Origin of the sequence: Colwellia sp. 75C3 (genome assembly GCF_002836255.1) — a bacterium.
GTDB lineage: Bacteria > Pseudomonadota > Gammaproteobacteria > Enterobacterales > Alteromonadaceae > Colwellia.
The window spans coordinates 59308-84119 of record NZ_PJAU01000032.1 but is presented as its reverse complement, the minus strand read 5'-3'; the positions used below and the strand labels follow the sequence as shown (position 1 = coordinate 84119).

Annotated in this window: 22 protein-coding genes; 11 read left to right on the top strand and 11 right to left on the bottom strand. The window is 38.9% G+C overall.

What is annotated here, in order from left to right:
• Positions 1-406 precede the first annotated feature (406 nt).
• Together CXF85_RS02315 and CXF85_RS02310 are read left to right on the top strand one after the other, a co-directional pair.
• Positions 407-874, top strand: coding sequence for a MarR family winged helix-turn-helix transcriptional regulator (locus CXF85_RS02315; protein ID WP_269801146.1), 468 nt, complete (start codon positions 407-409; stop codon positions 872-874).
• A 230-nt stretch (positions 875-1104) separates the two neighbouring features.
• Positions 1105-2064, top strand: a complete 960-nt coding sequence (locus tag CXF85_RS02310; RefSeq protein WP_101226917.1) for a DMT family transporter — start codon at positions 1105-1107, stop codon at positions 2062-2064.
• 142 nt (positions 2065-2206) lie between these two features.
• Here the strand turns inward: CXF85_RS02310 and CXF85_RS02305 are convergent, their stop codons facing one another.
• Complete coding sequence (locus CXF85_RS02305) at positions 2207-3619, bottom strand: alanine/glycine:cation symporter family protein (RefSeq protein ID WP_101226916.1); 1413 nt, start codon at positions 3617-3619, stop codon at positions 2207-2209.
• A 154-nt stretch (positions 3620-3773) separates the two neighbouring features.
• Positions 3774-4127, bottom strand: a complete 354-nt coding sequence (locus CXF85_RS02300; protein WP_101226915.1) for a hypothetical protein — start codon at positions 4125-4127, stop codon at positions 3774-3776.
• A 107-nt stretch (positions 4128-4234) separates the two neighbouring features.
• On the opposite strand from CXF85_RS02300, the gene CXF85_RS02295 reads away from it, so the two are divergent.
• Positions 4235-5116, top strand: a complete 882-nt coding sequence (locus CXF85_RS02295) for a DMT family transporter (RefSeq protein ID WP_101227314.1) — start codon at positions 4235-4237, stop codon at positions 5114-5116.
• A gap of 111 nt (positions 5117-5227) precedes the next feature.
• On the opposite strand, the gene CXF85_RS02290 is transcribed toward CXF85_RS02295, so the two are convergent.
• The 7 genes from CXF85_RS02290 to CXF85_RS02265 all read right to left on the bottom strand — a co-directional run bounded on the left by CXF85_RS02290 (position 5228) and on the right by CXF85_RS02265 (position 8944).
• On the bottom strand, positions 5228-6232 hold the full coding sequence (locus CXF85_RS02290) for a CobW family GTP-binding protein (RefSeq protein ID WP_101226914.1): 1005 nt from the start codon (positions 6230-6232) through the stop codon (positions 5228-5230).
• Between the two features lie 137 nt (positions 6233-6369).
• Positions 6370-6786, bottom strand: a complete 417-nt coding sequence (locus CXF85_RS02285) for a MerC domain-containing protein (RefSeq protein WP_101226913.1) — start codon at positions 6784-6786, stop codon at positions 6370-6372.
• 29 nt (positions 6787-6815) lie between these two features.
• Entirely contained in the window at positions 6816-7268 is a 453-nt protein-coding gene (locus tag CXF85_RS02280) for a Fur family transcriptional regulator (protein WP_101226912.1), read from the bottom strand.
• Positions 7269-7270: 2 nt separating this feature from the next.
• A complete protein-coding gene (locus CXF85_RS23270; protein ID WP_269801145.1) occupies positions 7271-7405 on the bottom strand; it encodes a hypothetical protein in 135 nt (44 codons plus the stop codon).
• Between the two features lie 10 nt (positions 7406-7415).
• The gene (locus CXF85_RS02275) at positions 7416-8111 is read right to left on the bottom strand and encodes a DUF1826 domain-containing protein (RefSeq protein WP_198555460.1); all 696 of its coding nucleotides are present in this window, start codon (positions 8109-8111) and stop codon (positions 7416-7418) included.
• Between the two features lie 441 nt (positions 8112-8552).
• A complete protein-coding gene (ykgO, locus tag CXF85_RS02270; RefSeq protein ID WP_101226911.1) occupies positions 8553-8693 on the bottom strand; it encodes a type B 50S ribosomal protein L36 in 141 nt (46 codons plus the stop codon).
• Positions 8693-8944: a type B 50S ribosomal protein L31 gene (locus CXF85_RS02265; protein WP_101226910.1), complete on the bottom strand. Its 252-nt coding sequence runs from the start codon at positions 8942-8944 to the stop codon at positions 8693-8695. Before CXF85_RS02265 ends, ykgO begins: the two co-directional genes overlap by 1 nt.
• A 469-nt stretch (positions 8945-9413) precedes the next feature.
• On the opposite strand from CXF85_RS02265, the gene CXF85_RS02260 reads away from it, so the two are divergent.
• On the top strand, positions 9414-10163 hold the full coding sequence (locus CXF85_RS02260) for a hypothetical protein (protein WP_101226909.1): 750 nt from the start codon (positions 9414-9416) through the stop codon (positions 10161-10163).
• 288 nt (positions 10164-10451) lie between these two features.
• Here CXF85_RS02260 and CXF85_RS02255 read toward each other — a convergent pair whose 3' ends face one another.
• Entirely contained in the window at positions 10452-11132 is a 681-nt protein-coding gene (locus CXF85_RS02255; RefSeq protein ID WP_101226908.1) for a DUF2293 domain-containing protein, read from the bottom strand.
• A 496-nt stretch (positions 11133-11628) separates the two neighbouring features.
• On the opposite strand from CXF85_RS02255, the gene CXF85_RS02250 reads away from it, so the two are divergent.
• The 7 genes from CXF85_RS02250 (at position 11629) to CXF85_RS02220 (ending at position 22391) form a co-directional block, all read left to right on the top strand.
• Positions 11629-12276, top strand: coding sequence for a DUF4386 family protein (locus tag CXF85_RS02250; RefSeq protein WP_101226907.1), 648 nt, complete (start codon positions 11629-11631; stop codon positions 12274-12276).
• Between the two features lie 397 nt (positions 12277-12673).
• Positions 12674-15382 carry a TonB-dependent receptor gene (locus CXF85_RS02245; RefSeq protein ID WP_101226906.1) on the top strand — a complete coding sequence of 903 codons (2709 nt, stop codon included), beginning with the start codon at positions 12674-12676 and terminating at the stop codon, positions 15380-15382.
• Between the two features lie 152 nt (positions 15383-15534).
• Entirely contained in the window at positions 15535-16602 is a 1068-nt protein-coding gene (locus CXF85_RS02240) for a saccharopine dehydrogenase (RefSeq protein ID WP_101226905.1), read from the top strand.
• A gap of 170 nt (positions 16603-16772) precedes the next feature.
• Positions 16773-17933, top strand: coding sequence for a saccharopine dehydrogenase family protein (locus CXF85_RS02235; RefSeq protein ID WP_101226904.1), 1161 nt, complete (start codon positions 16773-16775; stop codon positions 17931-17933).
• 498 nt (positions 17934-18431) lie between these two features.
• Positions 18432-19952 (top strand): Na+/H+ antiporter NhaC, encoded by a 1521-nt coding sequence (gene nhaC, locus CXF85_RS02230; protein WP_101226903.1) that lies wholly within the window; start codon positions 18432-18434, stop codon positions 19950-19952.
• A 41-nt stretch (positions 19953-19993) separates the two neighbouring features.
• Positions 19994-21589, top strand: a complete 1596-nt coding sequence (locus CXF85_RS02225; protein WP_101226902.1) for a tryptophan halogenase family protein — start codon at positions 19994-19996, stop codon at positions 21587-21589.
• A 64-nt stretch (positions 21590-21653) separates the two neighbouring features.
• Positions 21654-22391, top strand: coding sequence for a SapC family protein (locus CXF85_RS02220; RefSeq protein WP_101226901.1), 738 nt, complete (start codon positions 21654-21656; stop codon positions 22389-22391).
• A 70-nt stretch (positions 22392-22461) separates the two neighbouring features.
• Here the strand turns inward: CXF85_RS02220 and CXF85_RS02215 are convergent, their stop codons facing one another.
• Positions 22462-24807 carry an aminotransferase class III-fold pyridoxal phosphate-dependent enzyme gene (locus tag CXF85_RS02215; RefSeq protein ID WP_101226900.1) on the bottom strand — a complete coding sequence of 782 codons (2346 nt, stop codon included), beginning with the start codon at positions 24805-24807 and terminating at the stop codon, positions 22462-22464.
• Positions 24808-24812 lie beyond the last annotated feature (5 nt).

Here is a 24812-nt window from a genome sequence, read left to right as displayed (position 1 = left end):
TGATTATTATTCTATTTTCAATATATACAATAGATAATGCATATGCAACATCTATTGTTGTTTGAATTATGCACCAGTTTAATGCTCATAAGTTAATCAATAACAGAGCAACAACGTGATACTAATGAATCGTATAAACTCATTAGACAGGTATATACCCATCACACCTCAAGATGCAGCTTGAAGCGTAATGGGTATAAAATATTTATTGGGTAAGTGGTTTAAGCCTATAGCGAGGCTACAATATTTATGATTAAATAATCTTAAGTAAACAATAACTTTAGGAAATATTATTAGTCCCTCAGCACGTAATAAAGCTTTTAAGCTGTCTAATAAAATAACGCCACAGTTAGATTTAAATAATCACTTACCTTTTCGTATTGCGGTTGTCAGTAATTTATTAGCGTTGAACCGCGATTGGAAAATTCGAGAGCTTTGCGATTTAGAGCCACGAGAAATGCGAGTCTTATTAAATATTGGCTCATACATGCCAATTAAAGCAGCGGATATTGCTTATCAATCTCGCATTGACTCTTACAACGTCAGTCGAGCGGTAAAAGCACTGCAAAAGAAAAATTTAATTGATATACAGCCTGACGAACACAGCCGAAATATAAAATACTTAGTGCTAAACGAACAAGGCATTAAGTTATATCATCAAGTCACTCAAGCGATGAATGAAAGAGCAGACGAGCTTGAAAGTGTGCTTGATGATGAAGAGTGCACGCTTTTTTACCGTATGCTTGAAAAAATTGAAGAAAAAGCAGAAAAAATACTAGCAGAGCAAGCCATGAGTAAGGTAACTGATGGAGCAGAGCCCCCGGCAGATCAAAAAGAGCTGATCCGTTGGTATAAAAAAAGTACGGGTAAATAAAACAACGGTAATAAAATAACAGAGTAAGACCGTATTTAATAAGCGCCGTACTTTTTGACCGAAAATTCCAGAGAGAAATTTTACCGCACCACCACTGACATTTTTAGTTTACCAGGGCAGCGGTAAAGTCGAATTTGTCGCTTAAATTCGACATATAAGATTTGTTTTAATGGCGTTAACAATAAGTAACGTTATAATGCGCCAAAATTAATAATCTAAAAGGTAAATCAATGACAATTCGTACGGCTAATTCCGCATTATGGGCTTTAGTGATGGTCAATCTTATTTGGGGCGTCGGCTTTGTTGTGGTTGATGGCGCCATTGATATTATGCCTGTTAACACCTTCAACGCTTTTCGTTTTGGTATTGCGGCACTAGCATTATTACCTTTGTATTTTTTGCAAAAAAAGCCAGAAAAATCTGAAGTTGATTACACCGTAGCAGAACTACTTAAAGTCGGTTTTGGTTTAGGTTTGTTATTATTTTTAGGCTTTGCTCTTCAAACCCAAGGCATGATTTATACCAGCGTATCTAATACCGGCTTTATTACCGGTTTATGTGTTCCTTTAGTCCCTATTTTCGGCTTTATACTCTTTAAAACTAAAGTAGGTATAGAAGTTTGGGCGAGTGTTGTCGCAGCCACCATCGGGTTATATTTTTTAACCATGGGCGATAAAATGGAATTCAACCAAGGTGATGTACTCGTCGCTATCAGCGCAGTTTGTTATGCCGCTCACATTACGTTAATGGCAAGATATGGTGGACGATTTGCCGTTATTTCGTTAAGTATCATTCAATTATCAGCCGTTGCTTTATACAGTACTGTGGCTGCAAGTTATGAAGCATTGGCGAATATTAATGAAAGCTATCCGCCGTTTATTGAACAACTCTCAAATGCCGATGTTTGGGCCGCAATACTTTACTCAAGTATTTTAGCGAGCGCGTTTGCCTATTGGGCACAAACTTCCAGTCAACGTTTACTTGAACCACACAAAGTCGCCCTTGTTTTTGCATTAGAGCCTATCTTTGCTCATATCGCAGCATTCTTCATATTAGGCGAACATCTTGGTGTTAATGGCTGGTTTGGTGCAGGGTTAATCATTGCCGGTATGCTTTACTCTGAACTCGGCGGTAGAAGAAAAATTAAAATACAGCCATTAGATCAAATGGCTGCACCGTTAGATAAATAACGCTTTTAGCAGTTCTAGCATTTCTAGCAATTTTAGCAGCAATTATGCGACTATTACCAATGGGTGATAGTCGCTTTATTACTGCAATGGATATAACTACGGCAAACAGGCTCTAATGCAATCAGGCATTATTGTAAAAGAGTTACTTCCAAATCCCGTCTTCAGTTTTACCCTTCAATTCAGGAAAGTCAGCCGCAACAAAGTTTGGTTCAATACCTGCTTTACACTGCGATTTGTAATGCTTAATTACCTTGATAGCAATATTTGATAGCAGTAACAATGCGATTAAATTTACTAATGCCATCAGCCCCATAGAAGCATCAGCAAGTGCCCAAACGATATCTATTTTTGCGATAGCGCCAAACATTACCATAGCAACGACGCAACAACGAAACAGCGGTACAAAGGTGGTTTTGTTGTTCGAGAGAAACATAATGTTTGTTTCCGCATAACTGTAATTAGCAATAATTGAGGTAAAGCAGAATAGAATGATTGAACCAGCGATAAACGCGCCGCCCCAAGCACCAACGTGAAAATCTAGGGCAGCAATGGTAATAGCAATACCATCTCCAGCATTACCCGTATCACCGGCGAGCACAATTATTGCGGCAGTGGCAGTACAAATAACTAAGGTATCGACAAAAACACCAAACATTTGAATGAATCCCTGTGAAGCAGGATGATTAGGATTAGGGGTCGCACTTGCCGCTATATTGGCTGCGCTACCCATGCCCGCTTCGTTCGAGAATAAACCACGAGCGATACCAGCTTTCATTGCTTGTGCAATCGCAAAAGCGACACCACCACTAGCGGCTTCTTGCCAACCAAAAGCACTATTGATAATCAGGCTAAAGACACCGGGTAATCTTTCGATATTCATCAATACCACGACAGTGGCAACAGCCAAGTAAGCTAACGCCATAATAGGTACTAAAACCTCAGACACTTTAGCTACTTTTTTCAGTCCTCCCATTATCACCAAACCACTGGCTATCGAGATAACAATGCCAACTACAGTGGCATCAAAGTCAAATACTGCGCTCATGGCACCGGTAATGGTATTGGCTTGCACTGCATTAAATACCAGACCAAAGGCAATAATTAGTAGTACAGCGAATAAATAGCCCATCCACTTTTGGCCTAAGCCTTTATCCATGTAATAAGAGGGCCCACCACGAAATTGGCCTTCTTCATCTTTTACTTTAAATACTTGCGCAAGGGTAGATTCAACCATGGAAGTTGCCATGCCTAAAAAGGCAATAAGCCACATCCAAAAAATGGCGCCTGGGCCACCTGTGGTTAATGCCACGGCAACACCAGCCATATTACCTGCGCCTACACGGGCAGCCATACTGGTACAAAATACTTGAAATGAAGACAGGCCATCTTTAGCGCCATGACGACTAATTTTCATCAAGCCAATGGCGTGACCAAAGTGGGATATTTGAATAAAGCCCAAACGTAAAGTGAAAAAGATACCGGCGCCGACTAATCCATAGATAAGTACGGTCTCCCATAAAAGGGAATTAATTAAATTGATTGATGTTTCTAACATAAACTACTCGTATTGCAGGTGAATAATTGGCGTGAATTGTTAACAACTAAGGGCTTTTCCTGGTTATAGCTAATGAAGATTTTTTGCTAATGTCGCAGGTAATACCGCTGAGTAAGGGCCAAAATTTTGCGCAACTGTACGCTATTATGCCAATTTAGAGTAGTAACACTTTGTCGTTATTATTTTTAACGTGATTTACATCAGCTTTTATCTGAATTATGTAGATAAAAAGGTCTGAGTGTATTAATTTTAAACGTGTAGGGTGAGTTAATAGATAAAACAATATTCCTACGAAGTACACGCAGGATCTCATGGTAAACGTCATCTTCGACGGTGCTGGTTGAACATCTATTGCCAACGTCATCTTCGACGTTGCTGGTTGAACACCTATTGCCAACGTCATCTTCGACGTTGCTGGTTGAACATCTATTGCCAACGTCATCTTTGACGTTGCTGGTTGAACATCTATTGCCAACGTCATCTTCGAAGTTACTAATCGAAGATCCATTGTCTTTATGCTTTCTCGGCCGATGATCATAATTACTAAGGTGAAATAACTACGTTTGATATTGATTGTTGTTTACAATGATAAAAAAATCATCTGGTCAGGTTTTAATGTCATATCTTATTTCGATTACCTTATTGTGGGCTTTTTCATTTAGTTTAATTGGCGTGTATTTAGCGGGGCAGGTTGATGCTTGGTTCTCGGTATTAATGCGTATTGGTTTGGCGATGTTAGTCTTTTTACCCTTTTTACGATTAAATGAAATTAGCTGGCAAACCGCTATTAAATTAATGGGCATAGGTGCTATTCAATTAGGCTTAATGTACGTTTTTTATTATCAGTCATTTTTGTATTTGTCTGTGCCTGAAGTTTTATTATTTACCGTAATGACCCCTATTTATATCACCTTGTTAAATGATGCTTTTGAGCGAAAATTTCACCTCAATTTTATGTTAACCGCATTACTGGCAACCACAGGTGCTATTGCTATTCGTTTTAACGCCATAGATGCTAACTTTATTGTTGGTTTGGTTTTAGTGCAATCGGCTAATTTATGTTTTGCTAGCGGGCAGGTCTGCTATAAACGGTTAATGGCTAGCCATAAGCTAGAACCGCCTATCAATCAAAAAGCAGTATTTGCTTGGTTTTTTATCGGTGCTTTTTGTGTGGCTGCTATTTGTTATTTAATTTTTGGTGATGCCAATAAACTACCAACAACTGATCTGCAATGGGGCGTATTAGTCTATTTAGGTATTATCGCTTCAGGTGTTGGTTTTTTTGCTTGGAATAAAGGCGCTACGTTGGTTAATGTTGGTGCACTGGCCATTATGAATAACTTGCTGATCCCATCTGGTATAATCGTTAATTTAGTGGTTTGGAATCGTGATGCAGACATCCCTAGATTAGTCTTTGGTGGCTCACTCATTGTACTGTCGTTATTACTGAACCAATGGTTAGAGGAACGCAGAAAAGCGTATAAACCCAGTTTATAAATAGGTGAAGCCAGTTAAGTTACAAGGTTTTAACTTAACTTAACTTAAGTTGGCTTAGCTACGACTTAGCCCGTTGATGCGGGCGCTTCATTTCTTAACGTGAGTCAAATACTAATCTGTCATTAGTGTAGCGAGAATGTCTCGTTGCCAATTTTCATTTATGGTGGTGCAAATGATCTCTATGCGGCTTTCGGCACAGTCCTTTAAAAGTGTTTCGGTAAAACCATCGGCGGTGATGTTGAAACTGTAATGACCTTTTTCAGAAATAATGACTGCTTTAACTCTAATTGCGTCAATATGATGAAGTAATGTAAGTAACTTTTCTTTATTAAATACTTGCTTCGCTACGAAACGCCAGCCGACACTATAAAAGCCTTCGCCTTGATTTACCGCTTTTACAAAACCACAATCGGGTATTGTTACCGTGTTCACATTATTATTTTTTGTCGAATGATTTGCATGATGATGCGTGTTAGTTAAGTGTTTTGTAGACCCCTTAAGCCACTGCATTTGAATTTGTCCGTGTTCCATAAAGTAAAGTTGGCTTGTTTTACTGGTTGACCTTGATAAATAAGCCGCTAACTTTTCTTGGTCTTGCTGATGATACAAATCAAGTTTATTACCAACAACGACATCGGCAATAGCCAGTTGTTGGTTGAAGGTTTCGTGTTCTGTGTAGCGTTTGTCGGCTAAATTTCTTGCATCGACTAGGGTGATGATTTTTTGTAAATGCAATATATCTTTGTAGTACTGATTACTTAATACTTGTATTACCTCCGCTGGATGACCTAAGCCTGTTGGTTCTATAAGTAAACGATGCGGTTTCGAGCGCAGTAATAATTGATTCAAGGCAATTTGCATTGGCACACCCGAAGCACAGCACATGCATCCCCCAGGAACTTCTTGAATATAGACACCGTTTTCTTCGGTGTATTGACCTTCAAACAAACTGCCATCAACCCCTATTTCGCCAAACTCGTTAACTAATACTGCCCAACGCTCATTTATAGGTTTGTTCTTGAGTAAATGAAGAATAGCTGAGGTTTTTCCAACGCCAAGAAAGCCAGTAATAACATTGGTAGGTACGGCTAAAATTTTCTCATGCGCTTTCTTCATCTTATCGCTGTTCCATTAATTATTGTCATTAGTCAGTATTGGGTAAATTGTTACTCTGTTAGCGTACTCTAAACAAGCTATTAGTGTTGCTTGCTTAGCGCGTAGTATCAGTGATTATAAACTGATTGTCGTTAAAGTTAACTGTCATTTTTGCTGCTGGGGCAGGGGCATTGTTCTATTTTTCGACAGCGAGAGTAGTTTTGATAATGACTTATTGCAACAAGCATAGCGCCTAATACGGTGAATATTTTTTCACCTCGTTCGCCAAGGTGACTTTCACCGAACATAACCGCACCAATTAAGACCCCTAAACCAAGCAGCCCCGTCACAACCACAGAAAACGTTTTGTGTTTTTTACAACCTAACGTTAATGCGTAAATGCTAATAGGGATAACCGTGATTACCATCCAAAAATGAAATGACTCTTGGGCAAGTGGCATAACCGCTAAACTTGGTAGTAACATCACTAATAATGGAATTGCTAAGCAGTGTAAAACACATAAAAAAGACAAGCTGATAGCCATTTTGTCTGTGGAAATAGTTAATGTTTTCATTTTTTACCTTGTTAAGTAAACGGGATTTTTTAACGTAAGCAGGCATTGCACATGCAATTAAGCTCTATATGAGAAGATAATATCTGATAACCAAATTGCTTTGCTTTGTTATCTAAATCCGATGATTTGCTAGGCTCTAGCTTAACCTCATCTACCCGCTGGCATAGCTGGCAAAAAAATAATTGTGAGGTTTCATGCGGCTGTTCATTAAGTATGCCAGCACAAGCGACATACTTATTTGCTATGTTCAGTTTATGTACTAAATGACATTTTTCTAAAAAAGCTAAAATTCTATAAATAGACATAGGTGCAAGGGATTCTTTAAATTGTGTTTCTAGCAACTCAACTAATTCGTAGGCTGAAACCGCTTTTTTGACTTGCAACAATGCCGTTAAAATTAACTTTCTCTTTGTGGTGAGTATCAAACCTTGCAGGCGACATGTTTTTTCAGCTTGGTTAATACATGCTTGGATATCTACCATCGTTATTCCTCACTTAACCTAGGTAATTGTAGGAATAACGCGTCTCGAACATTGTTATGAATTGAATGACCTTGCCCGATAACATTGTTAGCGAAGCTGAACAGCGGGCTTATCGCTTTCATGCGTTTTGTCGACATTAACATGCCACTAACTCGCAAAATCTAAAGTAAGCAACAAGCGAGGTATATTTTGTGCTGTCGCAGGTGAACGATGAACTAAACCAGCTTGTTCATTATTATGCCAATGCTCACCTTTAAGTAAGGCGATGTCACCACAAGAAAGCTGCTCAACATGACTGTCAGGGTTGATTATTCCTGAACATTCATCGGCTAGGCCATTGCTGTTACGACCTAATTTACCTCTGTTAACGGCACTGTGAGGAAGCCATTGTGTCGCTGGGCCATGCAACGTTGTTACAAGTCGGCATGGCACGTTGTCGACATGAAACTTAGGGCACATAGGTTGGTTGAGTAGCTTTAGTCGCAAGCCAGCACATTCTAGTTCAAAGAGTGTACAAAACATGTCGACTAACAAACTTATATGTTCACAAAGTGAATGGTTGTGTTCAATGTCGTTGAGGCACTCTGCAATATGCTGATAAGCGTTGTTAGGCGTTAATATCATGACAGTACTAAATTTAGGCTTTTTCTTAATGAGGCTTTCAATGCAAGGTGTCATATTTTCATTCAAAGAATGCTGCCAAACGGCTAAATTAACATCGTCTCGGTATATATCAGTCAACGTGCTCGGGAATTTTGATTGGCTAGAAATACGGGACTTAACTTCGTTCGTGGCGATAGTACTTGAAATAGGTAAATTCAAAATATTAGGTATCCATACCATTATACTTCGCTTAGCTAACGTAGCAGTGAAGTAGTAATGTTTATAATAAAATAATACGGCTACTTTAGTGTTATATTATCACATTATCAAGCGGTAATTTTTCAGATGGCACTATTTATAGGTTATGGATAGTAATCAAATGAAAAATTGAGTTTACATAAAAGGTAACTGTTTATTTATATAACCTTGTATTTGCCTACCAAGTTACGATAGCGCTGTAAAAGGTATCGTGATTTGTTAATAATATAAAAATACCGAGGAAGTTATTTTTTTCAGAATAAGTTGCTATGTTTAAGGACACTTTTTGGAAGTATCACTTCGTCAAGTCGGTATGGATGAAGATAGTGAGGATATTGACTCCCCATTGTTTTGGCGTTATTACCTAAGAAAGTCTGGGAGTTAATCTACTCCCAGATTTTATAACGGGTACTCTGCAACGTACTAATTCTTCTTACTTTTACCTTGTACGGCTTTGAATCTAGGGTTCGAACTACAAATGACATAAATGCGACCGCGGCGTTTTACTATTTGACAATCAGGGTGGCGACTTTTAGCGCTCTTTAGTGAGCTTAATACTTTCATTATTTACTTCCTATGCTGCCAAAGCGATTCTGAAATTTAGAAATACGGCCATCTTTTTTCGCAACACGTTGTTCACCTGTATAAAATGGATGTGAAACGCTTGAGATATCAATAGTGACATAAGGATATTTTTTTCCTTCATATTCGATGATACGTTCGGTTTTAATTGTTGAACCCACCAAAAAATAGGTATCGGCTGCAGTATCATGGAAAACGACTTTTTGATAGTTAGGGTGAATGTTTGGTTTCAATGTTATTACCTTTTCTTGTGTTATGTTATAACATAAAGGTATCACTTTAATTAATGCGCTTCAATGTAAATGATATTTATTATCATTTACTGACTGACTGACTGACTGACTGACTGACTGACTGACTGACTGGCTGGTTTGATTTGGCTTTAGCGCAATCGACTAATTTACGTTTTGTAATCGTGATGCAGACATCCCTAGATTAGTCTTTGGGGCTTACTCATTGTTGTGTCATTATTCCTGAACAAATGCCAAAATTTAATGAATAATATGTGCTTTACATTGCATTAATTAAAGCCATAAAATTAGTCACTTAGTGTTCATTGAGGAATCAGTTAATGAATTTGAAATATAAAAGGAATTAACTTATGGCCTCCGCAGCAGAAAGAAATAAGTATGTTAAAGATCTCCTTGAAAAATCAGCAGCAAACACAACCTCTACAGTCAAACCATAGGACTCAGGAACATTATGTATTTCAAACCATTATTAATAGCTAGTGCTATATTTTTTCTAGTAACCGCGCAAGGGTGTGTAACAAATGCAGCCCCAGAACCCAAAGTAAGTATTCCTGTAAGTTGGAATACAGGCTTTACCTTACCCGAGCTTTTAGCATCTACTATCGAATTCAGTACTATTGAAGATCTTGAGCAATTAATTTCTGCGCCTTGGTATGCCGACATTACCATGACCCATACCAAAGCAGGAGACTCCGTTTTTAATACGTGTCAGAATTATTTTGAGCAAGGAATTGAAACAACACGTACCGCTAAAGAAAATGAAATGGGTCCCTACCTAGAGTTTAAGGTCATGTGTGAAGCAGCTAACCTATTATTATCAGCTAAAAACGCGACATCGAGTTTTTTACCTGAGCGAGTACTAAGTAATGATTTGCCTAAGCTGTTGCCAAAATCGGTAGCACTGCAAACATCACTAGAAGAGTCTAAACGAAATGCCAATAACGCCGCATTAAGCCATTGGGCAGATATAACGCCACTTACCAAATATGAATCACAATCGGCCACTAAATCTACCTATTATCATGACGGCGGATACCAAGAGTTAGAAATCATAGGTCGTGGCGACACAAACAATGATCTTATCGAAGATGTCATTGTTGTAGTACATGATTATTTAGATGGTGGTAATTACATGAATATCAGGCTGTTAGTATTATCGGTTGATAAACAAAATAATTGGCAACTAATAAAATCGTTGTAGTGTAAGTTTCTGCCGTTGTTGTAGGGTTATAGGCGAGTGTGCTAACTAATGTTATTTAAGTGATTCGGGTATCAAATCAACATTACCCGAATCACTTTTAAGTTTGGTTAAGTGAGTACTAAACCACCATCAATATGAATTGATTGTCCGGTAATATAACGGCTTTTATCACTTAATAATAAGTAAGTTAAACCTGTAACTTAAGCGGGTAGGCCTAACCGTTTTGCAAGAATACGGTCGGTGGTTTTTTCCATAGCTTCAGTTGAAAGCCGCTGATGATTTAGCACGTTATTTTTTATACAGCGCCTTATAAAGCGGACAAAGGATAAAATCTACCTCATCGCCACTGCGGTACTTTGCTAATATGCGTTCGGATTGACGGGCGATTTTTCGCCTTAGTTCACGTCTTGCGCCCTTAATTCGCGGAACAGATGTTGAATCATACGCACTGGTTTGATGCCGCATCCAGGCCATTACTGCCAAAGCGGCCTTATCATCCAAAGTCACCGATGAACTACGCGCTACTGTACCGCTACCCACGGGAACTGCGTGTTCTTTTACCAACACCGCTAATTGCTCAACCAAGGCTTGATACTTTTTGTCGAAGTTGAGAAATTTAATAATCTCTTGCTGAAAATCTGTGCTGAAGACGACTTCTTTTTCTTCGCGGCGAACTTTCGCCTGAGCCAATTTCTTTTGATGCTTAGGATCGGCTCGCTGCGCTTCGACCAGTGACTTTGCAGCCTCAATGTGTTCTTTTGCCGCCCAAACACCGTGTGAAAAAGACTTGCGCCCCTTCTTTTCTTGAACGGTCCAACTCGGTCCTAGAGATTTCAACTTACGCGTAATCGAGGCATCCCCAGCGGGTAATTTTTGCCAACCAGCAGGCACTGAATAAACCTTGCCTGTTTTATCTTTTAGGTGGGTATCTGATTTAGTGATTAAAAATGTTCGTGTTTCTGTAGGCATGTATTATTTCCATTGATTCTTTACTTTGTTTATAAACTGTTGCTTTGAGCAATATCTGACCTATTTTGCCGAACTCAGATGGTGAGTTATACAAATTATAATAAGTTTTTCTCCATACAGCGACAGTAAAATTTACAACTTTACTTTATTAAGCATGATCTTAGCTGTAAGGACTTTTTGTTATGAGATTAGCTCAGCTAATTACCTTTTAATAAACCAGGAGGCTACCATTATTATTAGTTTAGAGTAGCGATAATATTAGTAGAAACTATCCAACCGCTAATTTAGCCGTCTCATGCCACAAATATGCGTGCATGGGATGTTTAAGTTTCCATGTAATATTCATCATTTCCCTATAAAAAGTGTCCGTGCTGTTAGTCTCGGACGATATAAGTCCTTATAAAGGCTATTATTTTTAACAGTAATAGATATTGTACGATCGATGGATATTGTATGTTATAAATGGACATGTCCTAAAACTGATGATAAATATTAGATGAATAATTTACAAAAAATTGGCGGCTTTGCTGCACTTGCACAGGCGGTTATTTATGTACTGGCCTTTGTTTATTTTGGCGGTTTTTTTGACTTTCCTCGTGGTGGTGATACCGCACAAAAGTTGAGTTTTTTAGTGGATAATCAACTGATATTATCGGTTGTAAACTTGATTATGTATGTAGTGTTTGGTGTTTTTTTAGCGGTATTAGTGCTGGCGCTTTATCATCGTTTTAAAAACAGTGCGCTGGTATTATCGCAACTTGCCGCAGTGTTTGGCGTAATTTGGATTGGTTTGGTTATTGCCAGTGGCATGATTGCCAATATTGGCTTGGCGACGGTTATCAAACTATCGGTTAACGAACCAGAGCAAGCGATGACCCTGTGGTTAACCGTTAATATTATTGTTGAAGGTTTAGGGGGCGGTAACGAAGTGGTTGGCGGATTATGGCTGTTGTTATTAAGTTGCGCGGCGTTAAAATCTCAGCAGTTTTCTAAGATGCTTAGCTACTTTGGTTTGTTTATTGGACTTGCCGGTATTATGACTATTTATCCTGCGGAGGTACTCACCGAAATATTTGGTTTGGGTCAAATTGTCTGGTTTGTATGGCTTGGGGCAAGCATGCTGGTTAAAGCTGAGCATCGCTAATATTGTTAACATCGCTAAATCAGTCACTTTTGATGACAATAATAGTGATATTGCTATCTAATAATTCCAGATAAGGAATTATTAGATAGGTGCTTTTATTTTCAATAAACTAAAACCCCCCTCCAACTTAGCATCAATAAAAACGTAAACTTCTGACTTTACTCTCAATCCTACCTGTATTTCAAATCACACATCTTCTTACATTACTGATATTTAGTTGTTTTTTGTTACAAGTTTATTTGTATGATAAATAATACGTGTATTTGTATGATAAATGTTGTAATTAGTATTATTATGATTATAGTAAGGCAATCAGCTGATTAAAAAACATCCATGAAACATACAATAAAAAATGATGATGTTACCCGTAGGTAACATCTGAACAGGAGAGTTTAAAATGCAGAATAAAAAGCCAAAACTTAGTTATCTATCAATGCTTGTTATGCTTAATTTAGGCATAACAACGTTCGCTCATGCAGCTGAAGCAACAGAAGACGAAACTGAAGTGATTACCGTGACTGGTATTCATGCCAGTATGGTTAAGTCTATGGATATTAAAAAATCATCAGATGGTATTGTTGATGCAATCGTTGCTGAAGATATAGGTAAATTTCCTGATCAAAATGTTGCTGAATCATTGCAACGTATATCAGGTGTAGCCATTGACAGAGATGGCGGCGAAGGCCAGTTAGTCAGCGTTCGTGGTTTAGGCCCAGAATTCAACTCAGTTTTAGTTAATGGTCGTACTATGTCGACTGTTAGTGGTGGCAGAGCATTTAGCTTTGACACACTTGCCGCTGAATTAATTAGTGGCGCTGAAGTACATAAAACTCAGTCAGCAAAATTACAAGACGGCAGTATTGGCGCAACAATAAATATTACTACTCATCGACCATTAGCTATTGGCGAATTTAAAGCGGTTGGTAGTATAAAAAACACCTACGATGAACTATCAGATTCTAATAATCCTACCTTCTCAGGCTTAATTAGTAATACTTTTGATGATGGTAAGTTTGGTGTTTTAGCCTCGCTTGCTTATAGCGATAAAGACAGTAAAAGTGACATAGCCCAAACAGCGGGTTATCAGCGCGAAGATTTAAATTCATTAGAAAGTGGCGAAACCCTTAATGATGTTTTTATGCCGCAAAACTATGATCAAATCGTTAGAACTGAAAATCGTGAACGTACCAGCGGTAGCTTAGTTTTACAGTACCAACCAAGCGATGAACTTTTATTCACTGCCGATGCGTTGTATTCAAAATATGATGTGAGTTATAGAGAAGATATTCTTGCTCATTGGTTTGAGCCGGGCAATATCGTTGACGCTACGCTTGATGACAATCGCACAATAGTTAAATTAGCCACTGGGAATAATAGTGCGACTGATTACTTAAACCGTTTATCTTACCGTCCAACAACGACTACTGCTTTTGGTATGAATATGGATTGGCAATTAAATGATGCAATCAATATTGTTGGTGATGTTTCCTATTCTAATGCGGAATCAAACGGCGGCAATGGCACTACCGATACCGTGGCAGGATTTTTTAATAGTTACACTTTTGATAATACTCAAGGTGGCGCTGTTCCTGTTTTAGGCTTCTCAGAAAACTTGAGTAAAGATATTTTAGGTGCTAACTGGGCAAGTATCTTTGGTGATGACATTGAAGATGAAATTTTTGAAGCCCGTCTAGATATTGAATGGGTTTTAGATGCGGGTGCTTTATCAAAAGTTAATTTTGGTACTTCACACTCAAACCGTACTTTGTCAACGATGCCGACCAATACTGATAGAACAGTACGTAACGGTTGGGGCGGCTATAACATACAGCTTCCTTCAAGCTTATTCAGTGATTTTGATGCTGATGGGTTTTTGTCAGCAGTTGGCGGTAATCCTGTTAGTAATTGGTTAAGTTTTGATTCATACGAATACATGGCCTTTTTAGAAAGTGAAGAAGGTTACACTCAGTTAGATCCTACTGATGCAGCAAGAATGAAGCAAGCCATGGATAGTAATGGTGGTCATACCGCGCAGAATGTATTGTCAGATTCATATGAAGTGACAGAAGAGCTAACAGCTGTGTACATGGATGCTTATTTTGATGGTGAAATAAGTGATATGCCTTGGCAAGTTGTTGCTGGCGTTCGTTATGTGCAAACAGATACTACTTCAGCAGGTTACGGCAATGCGCTTATCGATATTACCGGCCCGGATGGTCTTGGTAACTATGTTCCTATTACATCTGATGAATTAACGGCTATCAGTATTGATGGTAACTATAGCAATGTACTACCAAGCATTAACGCGAATATCGAGATTGTTGAAGATGTTATTGTGCGTACTGCCTTCTCAAAAAGTATTACTCGCCCAACGTTAACTGAGCTATCTCCTGCTCTGTCATATAGCGAAGGTAAAATTGATAATTTATCTGCTTCGGGCGGTAACCCTCACCTTGAACCTTATGAGTCTACCAACATTGATTTAAGTCTTGAATGGTATTTTGATGAATCAAGTTATCTCGCTGTAGCCTATTACACCAAAGACGTTGATAACTTTATTGATGAAGGTCAATCTCAAGAATCAGTGACTGTTCCTAACGGAGAGTTTGATTTACAAGTAAGCCGTCCAGTGAATGTTAACTCAACAAAAATTGACGGTATCGAGCTTGCCTTTCAACACAGATTTACTTATTTACCTGCGCCATTTGATGGCTTAGGCATGATGGCAAATATGACGTTTGTTGATAGTAAATCAAGTACTGATTCTGCTGAAAAACCATTACCTTTACCGGGATTGGGAGACTCTCAAAATGCGGTTTTATTTTACGAGAAAGACGCTATTCAATTTCGTGTTGCCTATAACAACCGTGATGAGTTTATGCAAACAACCTCTAACTGGGCTGGTGGTGATCCAATCTATGTTGAAGATTATTACCAAGTTGATGTGAGCGGTAGTTATGACATCAACAAATCGTTTACGTTGTTTTTTGAAGGTATAAACGTGACTAATGAAGTCACTAAAAAGCGTGGTTTATATAGTAACCATGCGTTATATACCATTGAAACAGGTCCTCGTTACTCTATTGGTATTCGCGGTTCATTCTAATCTTTTAAAAGGCAAAGGGATTTGCTGAATCTCATGGACGTTAATTTTGCTATGGCGGATTAACGTTTCTTTTTAACTTATACCAATCGGGTCAATACATTAATACATCAACACATTAATCCGTTTGATATTAATAACTGAAAATATATATTATGAATAAGGCACACATTTGGCTTAGAGCAGAAACAAAGCCCCATGAACAACGTACCGCATTGTCACCTAAAGGTGCAAAAGCATTGATTGAAGCTGGATTTAAGGTAACGGTAGAATGTTCATCTCAAAATATTTTCTCTCAAGAACTATACCGACAAGTCGATGTTGAATTAGTTGCTGAAGGTAGTTGGGTTGATGCGCCTAAAGAGGCCATTATATTAGGCTTAAAAGAACTACCTGAAGATAATTTTCCGCTTATTCATCAACACATTTATTTTGCTCACGCTTATAAAGAACAAGCGGGATGGCAAGCCTTATTATCGCGCTTTACCCGCGGCGGCGGCGAGTTGTTTGATTTAGAATATTTAGTAGACGCACAACAACGAAGAATTGCAGCTTTTGGTTATTGGGCTGGTTTTGCTGGCGCGGCATTGTCGGTACTAGCATGGGTAAATCAACAGTTAAGTATTGATCCACCACTCGCTGATATTTCATCTTATAAAGACAAACAGCAATTACTTGTAGACCTTGAGCAAGCGCTAAATAAGGTTGAAGGTCAGCCTACCTTATTAGTGATTGGTGCTAAAGGACGTAGTGGTAAAGGGGCGGCAGATTTAGCTAAAGCGCTGTCACTTGATGTGCTTGAATGGGACATGGCAGAAACTAAAAAGGGCGGTCCTTTTGTTGAAATTAACCAAGCCGACATATTTATTAATTGTGTTTTAATCAATCAAGATTTACCGCCATTTATCACCAGTGAATTACTGAGTAAGCCAGATAGAAAACTCTCTGTCATTGTTGATGTTAGTTGCGACCCTTATGGTAGCTACAACCCATTACCTATTTATCAGCAATGCACCACATTCAAAACGCCATGTTTACGTATTGATCACACTAAGGTGCTTGACCTTATTGCTATTGATCATCTGCCTTCTCTTTTACCTAAAGAGAGTAGTGAAGATTATGGCGAACAATTATTAACGCATTTATTAACGCTTGATGATAAATCTCAAGGCGTTTGGCCTACAGCACTCGCTCTATTTAATAGCAAAACTAATACCATTTGAATTAATTAATGTTACAGAATTCAATGAGAATAAATGTTCAAGAACAAGGCGCTTGATTGACCAATAGCGGGCTATTGGGATTGAAAGCAACGAAGTTATTGGATATTTAGGCCATTTGAAAATGATCACTTAATTAGTTCAATTGGTATATTAATCTATAAAGGAAGAACATGACAAATACTATACATTGGCTAGGCGCCGGACTATCGGCAGTACCTGGTATTATCGAATTAGCAAAAAAAGAAACCCCCCTTATTGTTTGGAACCGTAGCTTACCTAAAGCAGAGCAAGCACTTAAAAATGATGCTGTTGACGTTGATGTTCGTCAGTTAGATTGGGATGCGTTAGCCGATACGGTTAAAAAAGGCGATGTACTTGTTTCAATGCTGCCAGCAACGTTGCATTTAACTGTAGCTAAGTTTTGTTTAGCGCATGAAGCTCACTTTGTTTCTAGTAGTTATATAGCACCAGATATGGCTGAACTAGATTCACAAGCAAAAGACTTAAACCTATGTTTCGTTAATGAAGTGGGTTTAGATCCAGGTATTGATCATTTATTAGCGCACTTATTGGTTGATAGTTACCAAAACAGTGAGCAATTTTCTCCTGATAACCAACATTATTTTCGCTCATATTGTGGCGGTTTTCCTAAAGTTGCCAATGATTTTAGATACAAGTTCAGTTGGTCACCATTAGGCGTGTTGAAAGCATTACGTTCGAAAGCTAAATGGCAAGAAAATGGCGTTGCTAAAACGTCTAATGCGCCATGGGAAGCATTAAGCGAGTATCAAGCGCAGTTAGCTGATCATAGCGAAACGTTTCAAGCTTACCCGAACAGAGATTCACTACCATTCATCAAGCAGTATAACTTTCAAGATGATTGGGATGTGCAGGAATTCGTTCGTGGTACGTTACGTTTAAATGGTTGGTCAACAGCGTGGCAGCCATTGTTTGATGAAATTGCAACGTTAGAAGGCGCTAGTGGCGATGCACGTTTACTTGAAATTAGTAAAGATCTTGAGCAGAAATATCTTTATGGCGAAAACGAACCTGACCGTGTTGTTATGTGCGTAGAGTTAGAAGCACGTAAAGAAGGTAAGGTTGTTTGGCATCAAAGTTATCACCTAGACAGCAAAGGAAACGCACAAGGACAAGCAATGGCGCGTTTAGTGTCGTTGACAGTGAGTTTAGCTATTGAGTCAGTACTTAATAATGAAATCGCACCAGGTGTTAGTGCTGCTCCGGATAAGCCGGAACAAATTGATAAATGGTTATCGGCACTAACGGGTCATGGTGAGTCAATTGGTCATCATAATCATGTAACTAAATAGAGTAAAACATCCGGCGATTAAATTTATTTAATCGCCGTTTTTGTTTGTAGTACTTGAGTTAACTACAAAGACATGTAGTTAAAATGATGGATCAGGACAATATGCGTCCTGCATTGTCTAATAAGTAGCATCCATGCGACGTTTCGATCAGAGACTTCGAAGGTGACGTTACAGCAGCGACTATGCAGAGGACTCTCAGATATTACTCTCGTGGTGTATTAATCGGGGGCCAGTTTGTAAAAAGTTAATGGATCTTCGATCAGAGACTTCGAAGATGACGTTATAGCAGCGACTATGCATCGTACTCTCAGACGTCATCCCCGTGGTGTATTAATCGGGGATCCAGTTTGTAATAAGTTAATGGATCAGGACAATATGCGTCTTGTATTGTCTAGTAAGTAGTATCCATGCGACGTTACGATCAGAGACTTCGAAGATAAGGTTACAGAACACTCTTGAGTTAACCACATAGGCATGAAAATAAAAGGCGAGATGAATATGATAAAAGAAAAACAAAAACCAACATTATTTGATGCTTTATTTCCCATTGTTATTTTACTTTTTTTACTCTTTCTCGCGGTTTATTTTTTTGGCGATGATTCGTCATCAGGACCTAACCAAATAGCATTGATGTTATGCGCGGGTATTGCTTGCATCATTGGTTTAAAAAATGGCTATCAACGGCATGAGATTGAAGAGGGCATTGTTAAAGGTATTAGCTTAACTTTGGGTGCTATTTTAATTTTATTAGCGGTAGGCTCGCTAATAGGCACTTGGTTGCTGGCAGGCACAGTACCTACGATGATCTATTTTGGTCTGCAAATTCTAAATCCCCAGTACTTTTATATTTGTTGCTGCATTATTTGTGCATTAGTCGCCTTATGCATTGGCAGTAGTTGGACGGTAGCTGCCACTATTGGTGTAGCGTTAATGGGCGTTTCTTCTGGCATTGGCGCTTCAGGTCCCATGACCGCTGGAGCAATTATCAGCGGCGCTTATTTTGGTGACAAACTCTCACCGTTATCTGATACCACCAATCTTGCGCCAGCTATTGCTGGTACTGAATTATTTGTTCACATTAAACATATGATGTGGAGTACGGTACCCAGTTTTGTCATTACTTTGATACTATTTTTCTTTCTCGGCTTAAATAACACCGGGCAAGTATCGAATACTGAAATTGAACAACTGCTAGTAAGTTTAGAAAGTGAATTTTTTATCGCTTGGTATTTACTACTTCCTTTGGCTATCACGCTACTGTTAGCGGTTAACAAAATGCCGGCGTTTCCTGCTATCGGTATTGGTGCTATTGCTGGCGCAGTATGGGCAGTATTATTTCAACAAGACCTTATTATGTCTTATGCCAATGACGGTCTATCGGCAGTCGAAGCCAATATTATGGTGGTGTGGCAAGTTATGTTCGCAGGTGTATCACTCGATACTGGAAATAAAGTCGTTGATAACTTATTAAGTGGCGGTGGCATGGGCTCAATGCTTAATACCATTTGGTTAATCATATCAGCGATGACTTTTGGCTCAATAATGGAAAAAGTCGGTTTATTAAAGCGTGTTGTTGAAAGCTTAATGGGCGTGACCAATAGTGTTGGCTCATTGATTTCAACTACGATAGTGACGGCTTTTGGTACTAACTGTATTGCCGCTGATCAATATATCGCAATTGTTATGCCCGGACGTATGTTTAAAGAAGAATATAAACGACATTCGTTAGCGCCAGAAAACTTATCACGGGCGCTAGAAGACGGTGGCACAGTAACGTCACCATTGATTCCTTGGAATACCTGTGGTGCTTATATGCAATCGGTATTACTGATAAACCCCTTGGACTACGCGGTATTTTGTTTCTTTAATTGGCTATCGCCGATTATCGGAATTATCTGTGCATTTGCGGGCTTTAAAGTGAAGTCTTTGATAATTAAATCACCTGATAGCACAGCAGTGAATAGTTCTTCAGCGTTAAGCTCTGCAGAGTTAAGTCCATCAGTAAACAAAGCAACTTAATTAACTATTAAAAAATATGCATTAAAAAAGAAGAGAATATTATGTCTAAATCATTAAAACATGTTGTTATTGTTGGTGGTGGCAGTGCCGGGTGGATCACCGCAGGTCGCATTGCTGCAATGCATAATAGTAAGTCAGCGCAAGGAGTAAAAGTTACCCTAATAGAGTCACCCGATGTCAATATCATTGGCGTAGGTGAGGGTACTTGGCCGACCATGCGAGGTACCTTACAAAAAATGGGCGTGTCTGAAACTGACTTCATGCGTGAATGTGATGTTAGCTTTAAACAAGGCGCTAAGTTTGCCAAATGGGTGACGGGTGATGAAGATGATTTTTATTATCACCCTTTAGTACTTCCTCAGGGCTATTTTGATATTGATTTATTTAAATATTGGCAACAAAATAATCAACAGCCAAGCAACTCTCAAAATAGCGAACAAAGCAGCCAACCAAAATCATTTTCAGCAGCAGTGTGTTTTCAAGAGCAGTTGTGCGAAAACGGCTTAGCGCCAAAATTAATAACCTCACCTGAATACGCCGCAATCGCTAACTATGCTTATCATTTGGATGCAGGAAAGTTTGCAGCATTTTTAAAATCGCATTGTATAAACAAACTTGGTGTTGAGTATGTTAGCGATCATGTTGGCACCATCAACAGTACAGATTCTGGCGATATTGCGAGTGTTAACACTAATAATCATGGCGATATCTCAGGTGACTTATTTGTTGATTGCACGGGATTTTCCTCCTTACTTATTGGCAAACATTTTCAAGTACCGCTTATTAGCAAAAAAGATGTGCTATTTATTGATACGGCACTGGCAGTACAAATACCTTATGAAAAGGGCGATGATGCTATTGCTTCTCACACCATATCAACGGCTCAAGACGCCGGTTGGATCTGGGATATAGGTTTGCCGTCACGCCGAGGTGTCGGTCATGTTTATTCAAGTAAACATACTTCTCAAGGTGATGCTGAAAATGCACTGCGTAAATATTTAAAATCTTCTATTGGCGAAAAGAGCGAAGATCTAACGTTTAGAAAAATAGATATTAATCCCGGTATTAGAGAAAAGTTTTGGGTTAATAATTGTGTTGCTGTTGGAATGTCTGCCGGATTTTTAGAGCCACTAGAGGCCTCTGCATTGGTAATGATTGAACTTGCCGCTACGACTATCAGTGAGCAGTTACCCGCCAATAGAGAATGTATGGACATTGTTGCCAAGCATTACAACGAACGATTCAGTTATAACTGGGATCGCATAATTGATTTTCTGAAGCTGCATTACATTGCCAGTAAACGTGAAGATACGGCTTTTTGGCGTGATAACAAAGACCCAGAAACCATTCCTGAAAGCTTGCAAGAATTGATGACCTTATGGAAGCATCGTTCGCCATCGGAGTATGACTTTAGCCAGAAACGTGAAGTTTTCTCGGCAGCAAGTTACCAATATGTGCTGTACGGTATGGATTATGAATTCACGCAATCAAATAGTGAAAAAGATGAAAAAGAGCAAAATCTGGCGCAACGTATGTTTGCGGAAAATGAAAAAATCACCGTAAAATACTCCGCTGCATTGCCGAGTAATCGAGAGTTAATCGAAAAAATAGCGCAGTTTGGTTTTAGCAAAGTATAACTTCTATCATGAAGTTACAGTTTGATTTCAGGGAAGCAGAATAATAAAAATAGTGGGGTCGATAATGGGTAAATTAGAGAAAGTTAGCAGTGAAAAACATAAACACAGCAAGGTATTAGTTGATGGTGTATTGGCAAATAATGCCAATGTTCATATGAGCCATATCGTTTTGCAAGAGTTTGCTGAGGTTGCCCAGTATTATCCGATATTTCTCTGTAAAGACAGTGACACCGGACAATTTCAACCCATGGCGTTATTTGGCTTAACGGTTGATGAAAACATTTATCAAAGCAGTGGTTTATGGCGTAAATGTTATTTACCGTTAAAAATACAAAGCCAACCGTTTTATTTGATAAATGATGTCGACCCAAGTGGGAATAATCAGCAGGACAAACCGAGTTTAGCACTGGACGTTGATGATAATAGGGTACAACAGCAGCAAGGTAATAGCTTATTTAGCCAGGATAAAGCAACGGCCTATTTGCAGCAACAAACCAAAATATTGGCAGACTTAACGCAGGGCTTTGTGTTAAATCGTGCCTTTATAACGTTGTTATCTGAGTATGACTTGATTGAATCGGTAACGTTAGATATCAAGTACAACAATAGCCAAGAGTGTAAGCTTGAAGGTCTCTACAGCATTAATCAAACTATGTTGGAAAAAGTGCCAACAGATATTCAAAAGCAATTTGAACAACAAGGTTATGTTCCGTTAATGTCTGCAATGCTCTCATCCATTAATCATGTCAGTACCTTGATTGATATTAAAAATGCGTTACTTTGTTCTACAGAAATAGCGTAAAGGGCAGGGATATTTCAGAGGGAATAACGAAGACTCCAGCAGTGAAGTCTTCGTTTCAGTTAAACCGTTTTTACTGTGACAGCTCTGTTAAACCTAAACGAAGTACTTCAATAAATTTATCCGCATCAGCTTGGGTAAATGCCAATGGTGGTTTAATTTTTAATATGTTGTAAAAGGCGCCTTCGGTGCTAAGCAATATATGGTGTTGTTTGAAAAACTCCACTAACCAGGATGTTTTATCGGTAGCGGGTTGTTTGGTTATTCTGTCTTCAACTAATTCAACACCAATAAACAAACCTAAACCACGTACATCACCAATAAGGTTAAATTGCTGTTGGAGTTCGATTAGCTTTTCTTGGCAGTATTTTCCGGTGACTAACGCATGGTTTTGTAACTGTTCTTCTTCGATAACATCAAGTACCGCCGCGCCGATAGCACAAGATACGGGGTTACCGCCAAAGGTATTAAAGTATTCCATGCCCGTAACAAAAGCATCAGCAATTGCCTGGGTAGTAATAACCGCAGCCATTGGGTGGCCATTACCAATAGGTTTGCCTAAGGTCACAATGTCAGGCACTACGTCTTGGGTTTCAAACGCCCACATATGCGATCCAACGCGACCAAAACCTACTTGTACTTCATCAGCAATACAGACGCCGCCAGCAGTACGAACTTGTTGATAAACGTTAGTTAAATAACCATCAGGCATAATGATTTGCCCAGCAACACCTTGCAGTGATTCACAAATAAAGGCACTAGGTTTTTTACCTGCTCGCTCTATCTGTGCCAGAGACTCTTTAACACTATTGGCATAAGCATTAGCAGATTCGGGTGTATTTCCTAAGAACTCGCCTCGGTAAGGATCAGGCAAGGTTACCTTATGCACGTAAGGTTGTGCGCCATCACCACCGGGGCCATCAAATTTATATGGGCTAGCTTCAATACAGGCATTAGTATTGCCGTGATAAGCACCATCAACAACCAATAATTCTGTGCCTTTGGTGTAACAGCACGCTAAGCGGAAGGCTAATTCATTGGCTTCACTGCCTGAATTTACCAACATACAGACTGATAATTCGTCTGGCATCGTTGCTAAGAGTTTATCGGCGTAATTAATGATGTTGTCATGTAAATAACGGGTGTTGGTATTGAGCTTGGCCATTTGCGCTTGCGCGGCAGATACAACTTTAGGGTGACAATGGCCCACATGACAAACATTGTTCACCATATCTAAATACGGCACACCTTGTTCGTTAAATAAGTAAGCTCCTTGGCCACGCACCATTTTTAATGGCTCTTCGTAGCTCAAACTTAATGTTTTACCTAAATGTTTTTTACGATAGTTAATAATATCTGCAGGTAACTGTCCGCTATCTACCGGCAGTTTACAGGCCTGGCGTAACTGGCATAAAACCGAGTAAGGATTTAACACGCTGAGTTGTTCGAGTAGCTGCCAAGCAGGTTTTATAGAGACTAATAAATAATCGTTTTCAGGATCTTCTATTATCGCTAATGCTGAATTACAAACGCTAGTACACAAACGTAAAGTAACTAAAGAGTAAAGTACTTCTAACTCAACATCTTGCAATGGTCTAACCTGATGGTAACCCGCAACAATGGCTTTAAATGCGCTAAGTACATTTTGTTGGCCACTTTTTTCACCCATCAAGGCATAAGCACACGCAATAGCTAATTCGTTAACGATATGGCTATGTACGATATCGCCAAAATCAATAAGTCCGGTTATTTTTTTCGGGTCATTGATATCATCAACCAACAAATTATAGTCATTGGCGTCGTTGTGAATAATGCCTTGTGGTAACTGAGACAGTAGCGGCATTGTTTGTGTTTGATAAATAGATAAGAATTTTTCAACCAAACCGGTTTGTTGAGTGTTGAGTAAATGTTTTTTACTCATACAAACGCGATAACCTTGGGCTAAATCCCAGTCATGATAACGATAGGCTCCTGGATGCTGAAAATCAGCAAGGGCCAGATCAATATTGCCTATAAATTTACCTAAGTCAGACCAAAGGGCAGGGTTATGGCTAAGGCTATTTGCATCGGCATAAAACTGTCCAGAGATGAAGGTTAATACACGTAAGCAAAAAGGTTTTTGTTGTCCATCGGTAATCGTGGTGATGGTCTCATCATGTTGATTGACTATGACATGAGGCACCGCACATTGCTTTTCAGTTAAATGTGTCATGGCAGCATTTTGCATTGCTAACTCAATTTCTGGTTCGTCAGAGTTAGCAATTTTGACAATATATTGCTCATTATCTTCAGTGGTCAGTAATAAATTTTGATCGCAATAACCTGGCAGGCTTTTTAATTGCCCCGACAGTTGATACTGCTGAGTTAATAATTGAATAATCTCAATGTCAGAAAACTTAGGTACTTTAGCTGTAGTCATTATTG

Bases quoted from the DNA above. Each gene is read 5' to 3' on its own strand.
- CXF85_RS02220 (WP_101226901.1), top strand. From the start codon at position 21,654: ATGGGTAAATTAGAGAAAGTTAGCAGTGAAAAACATAAACACAGCAAG.
- CXF85_RS02310 (WP_101226917.1), top strand. From the start codon at position 1,105: ATGACAATTCGTACGGCTAATTCCGCATTATGGGCTTTAGTGATGGTC.
- CXF85_RS02300 (WP_101226915.1), bottom strand. From the start codon at position 4,127: ATGGATCTTCGATTAGTAACTTCGAAGATGACGTTGGCAATAGATGTT.
- CXF85_RS02235 (WP_101226904.1), top strand. From the start codon at position 16,773: ATGACAAATACTATACATTGGCTAGGCGCCGGACTATCGGCAGTACCT.
- ykgO (WP_101226911.1), bottom strand. From the start codon at position 8,693: ATGAAAGTATTAAGCTCACTAAAGAGCGCTAAAAGTCGCCACCCTGAT.
- CXF85_RS02225 (WP_101226902.1), top strand. From the start codon at position 19,994: ATGTCTAAATCATTAAAACATGTTGTTATTGTTGGTGGTGGCAGTGCC.
- CXF85_RS02260 (WP_101226909.1), top strand. From the start codon at position 9,414: ATGTATTTCAAACCATTATTAATAGCTAGTGCTATATTTTTTCTAGTA.
- CXF85_RS02250 (WP_101226907.1), top strand. From the start codon at position 11,629: ATGAATAATTTACAAAAAATTGGCGGCTTTGCTGCACTTGCACAGGCG.
- CXF85_RS02285 (WP_101226913.1), bottom strand. From the start codon at position 6,786: ATGAAAACATTAACTATTTCCACAGACAAAATGGCTATCAGCTTGTCT.
- CXF85_RS02215 (WP_101226900.1), bottom strand. From the start codon at position 24,807: ATGACTACAGCTAAAGTACCTAAGTTTTCTGACATTGAGATTATTCAA.
- CXF85_RS02240 (WP_101226905.1), top strand. From the start codon at position 15,535: ATGAATAAGGCACACATTTGGCTTAGAGCAGAAACAAAGCCCCATGAA.
- nhaC (WP_101226903.1), top strand. From the start codon at position 18,432: ATGATAAAAGAAAAACAAAAACCAACATTATTTGATGCTTTATTTCCC.
- CXF85_RS23270 (WP_269801145.1), bottom strand. From the start codon at position 7,405: ATGTCGACAAAACGCATGAAAGCGATAAGCCCGCTGTTCAGCTTCGCT.
- CXF85_RS02295 (WP_101227314.1), top strand. From the start codon at position 4,235: ATGTCATATCTTATTTCGATTACCTTATTGTGGGCTTTTTCATTTAGT.
- CXF85_RS02255 (WP_101226908.1), bottom strand. From the start codon at position 11,132: ATGCCTACAGAAACACGAACATTTTTAATCACTAAATCAGATACCCAC.
- CXF85_RS02290 (WP_101226914.1), bottom strand. From the start codon at position 6,232: ATGAAGAAAGCGCATGAGAAAATTTTAGCCGTACCTACCAATGTTATT.
- CXF85_RS02305 (WP_101226916.1), bottom strand. From the start codon at position 3,619: ATGTTAGAAACATCAATCAATTTAATTAATTCCCTTTTATGGGAGACC.
- CXF85_RS02280 (WP_101226912.1), bottom strand. From the start codon at position 7,268: ATGGTAGATATCCAAGCATGTATTAACCAAGCTGAAAAAACATGTCGC.
- CXF85_RS02275 (WP_198555460.1), bottom strand. From the start codon at position 8,111: ATGGTATGGATACCTAATATTTTGAATTTACCTATTTCAAGTACTATC.
- CXF85_RS02245 (WP_101226906.1), top strand. From the start codon at position 12,674: ATGCAGAATAAAAAGCCAAAACTTAGTTATCTATCAATGCTTGTTATG.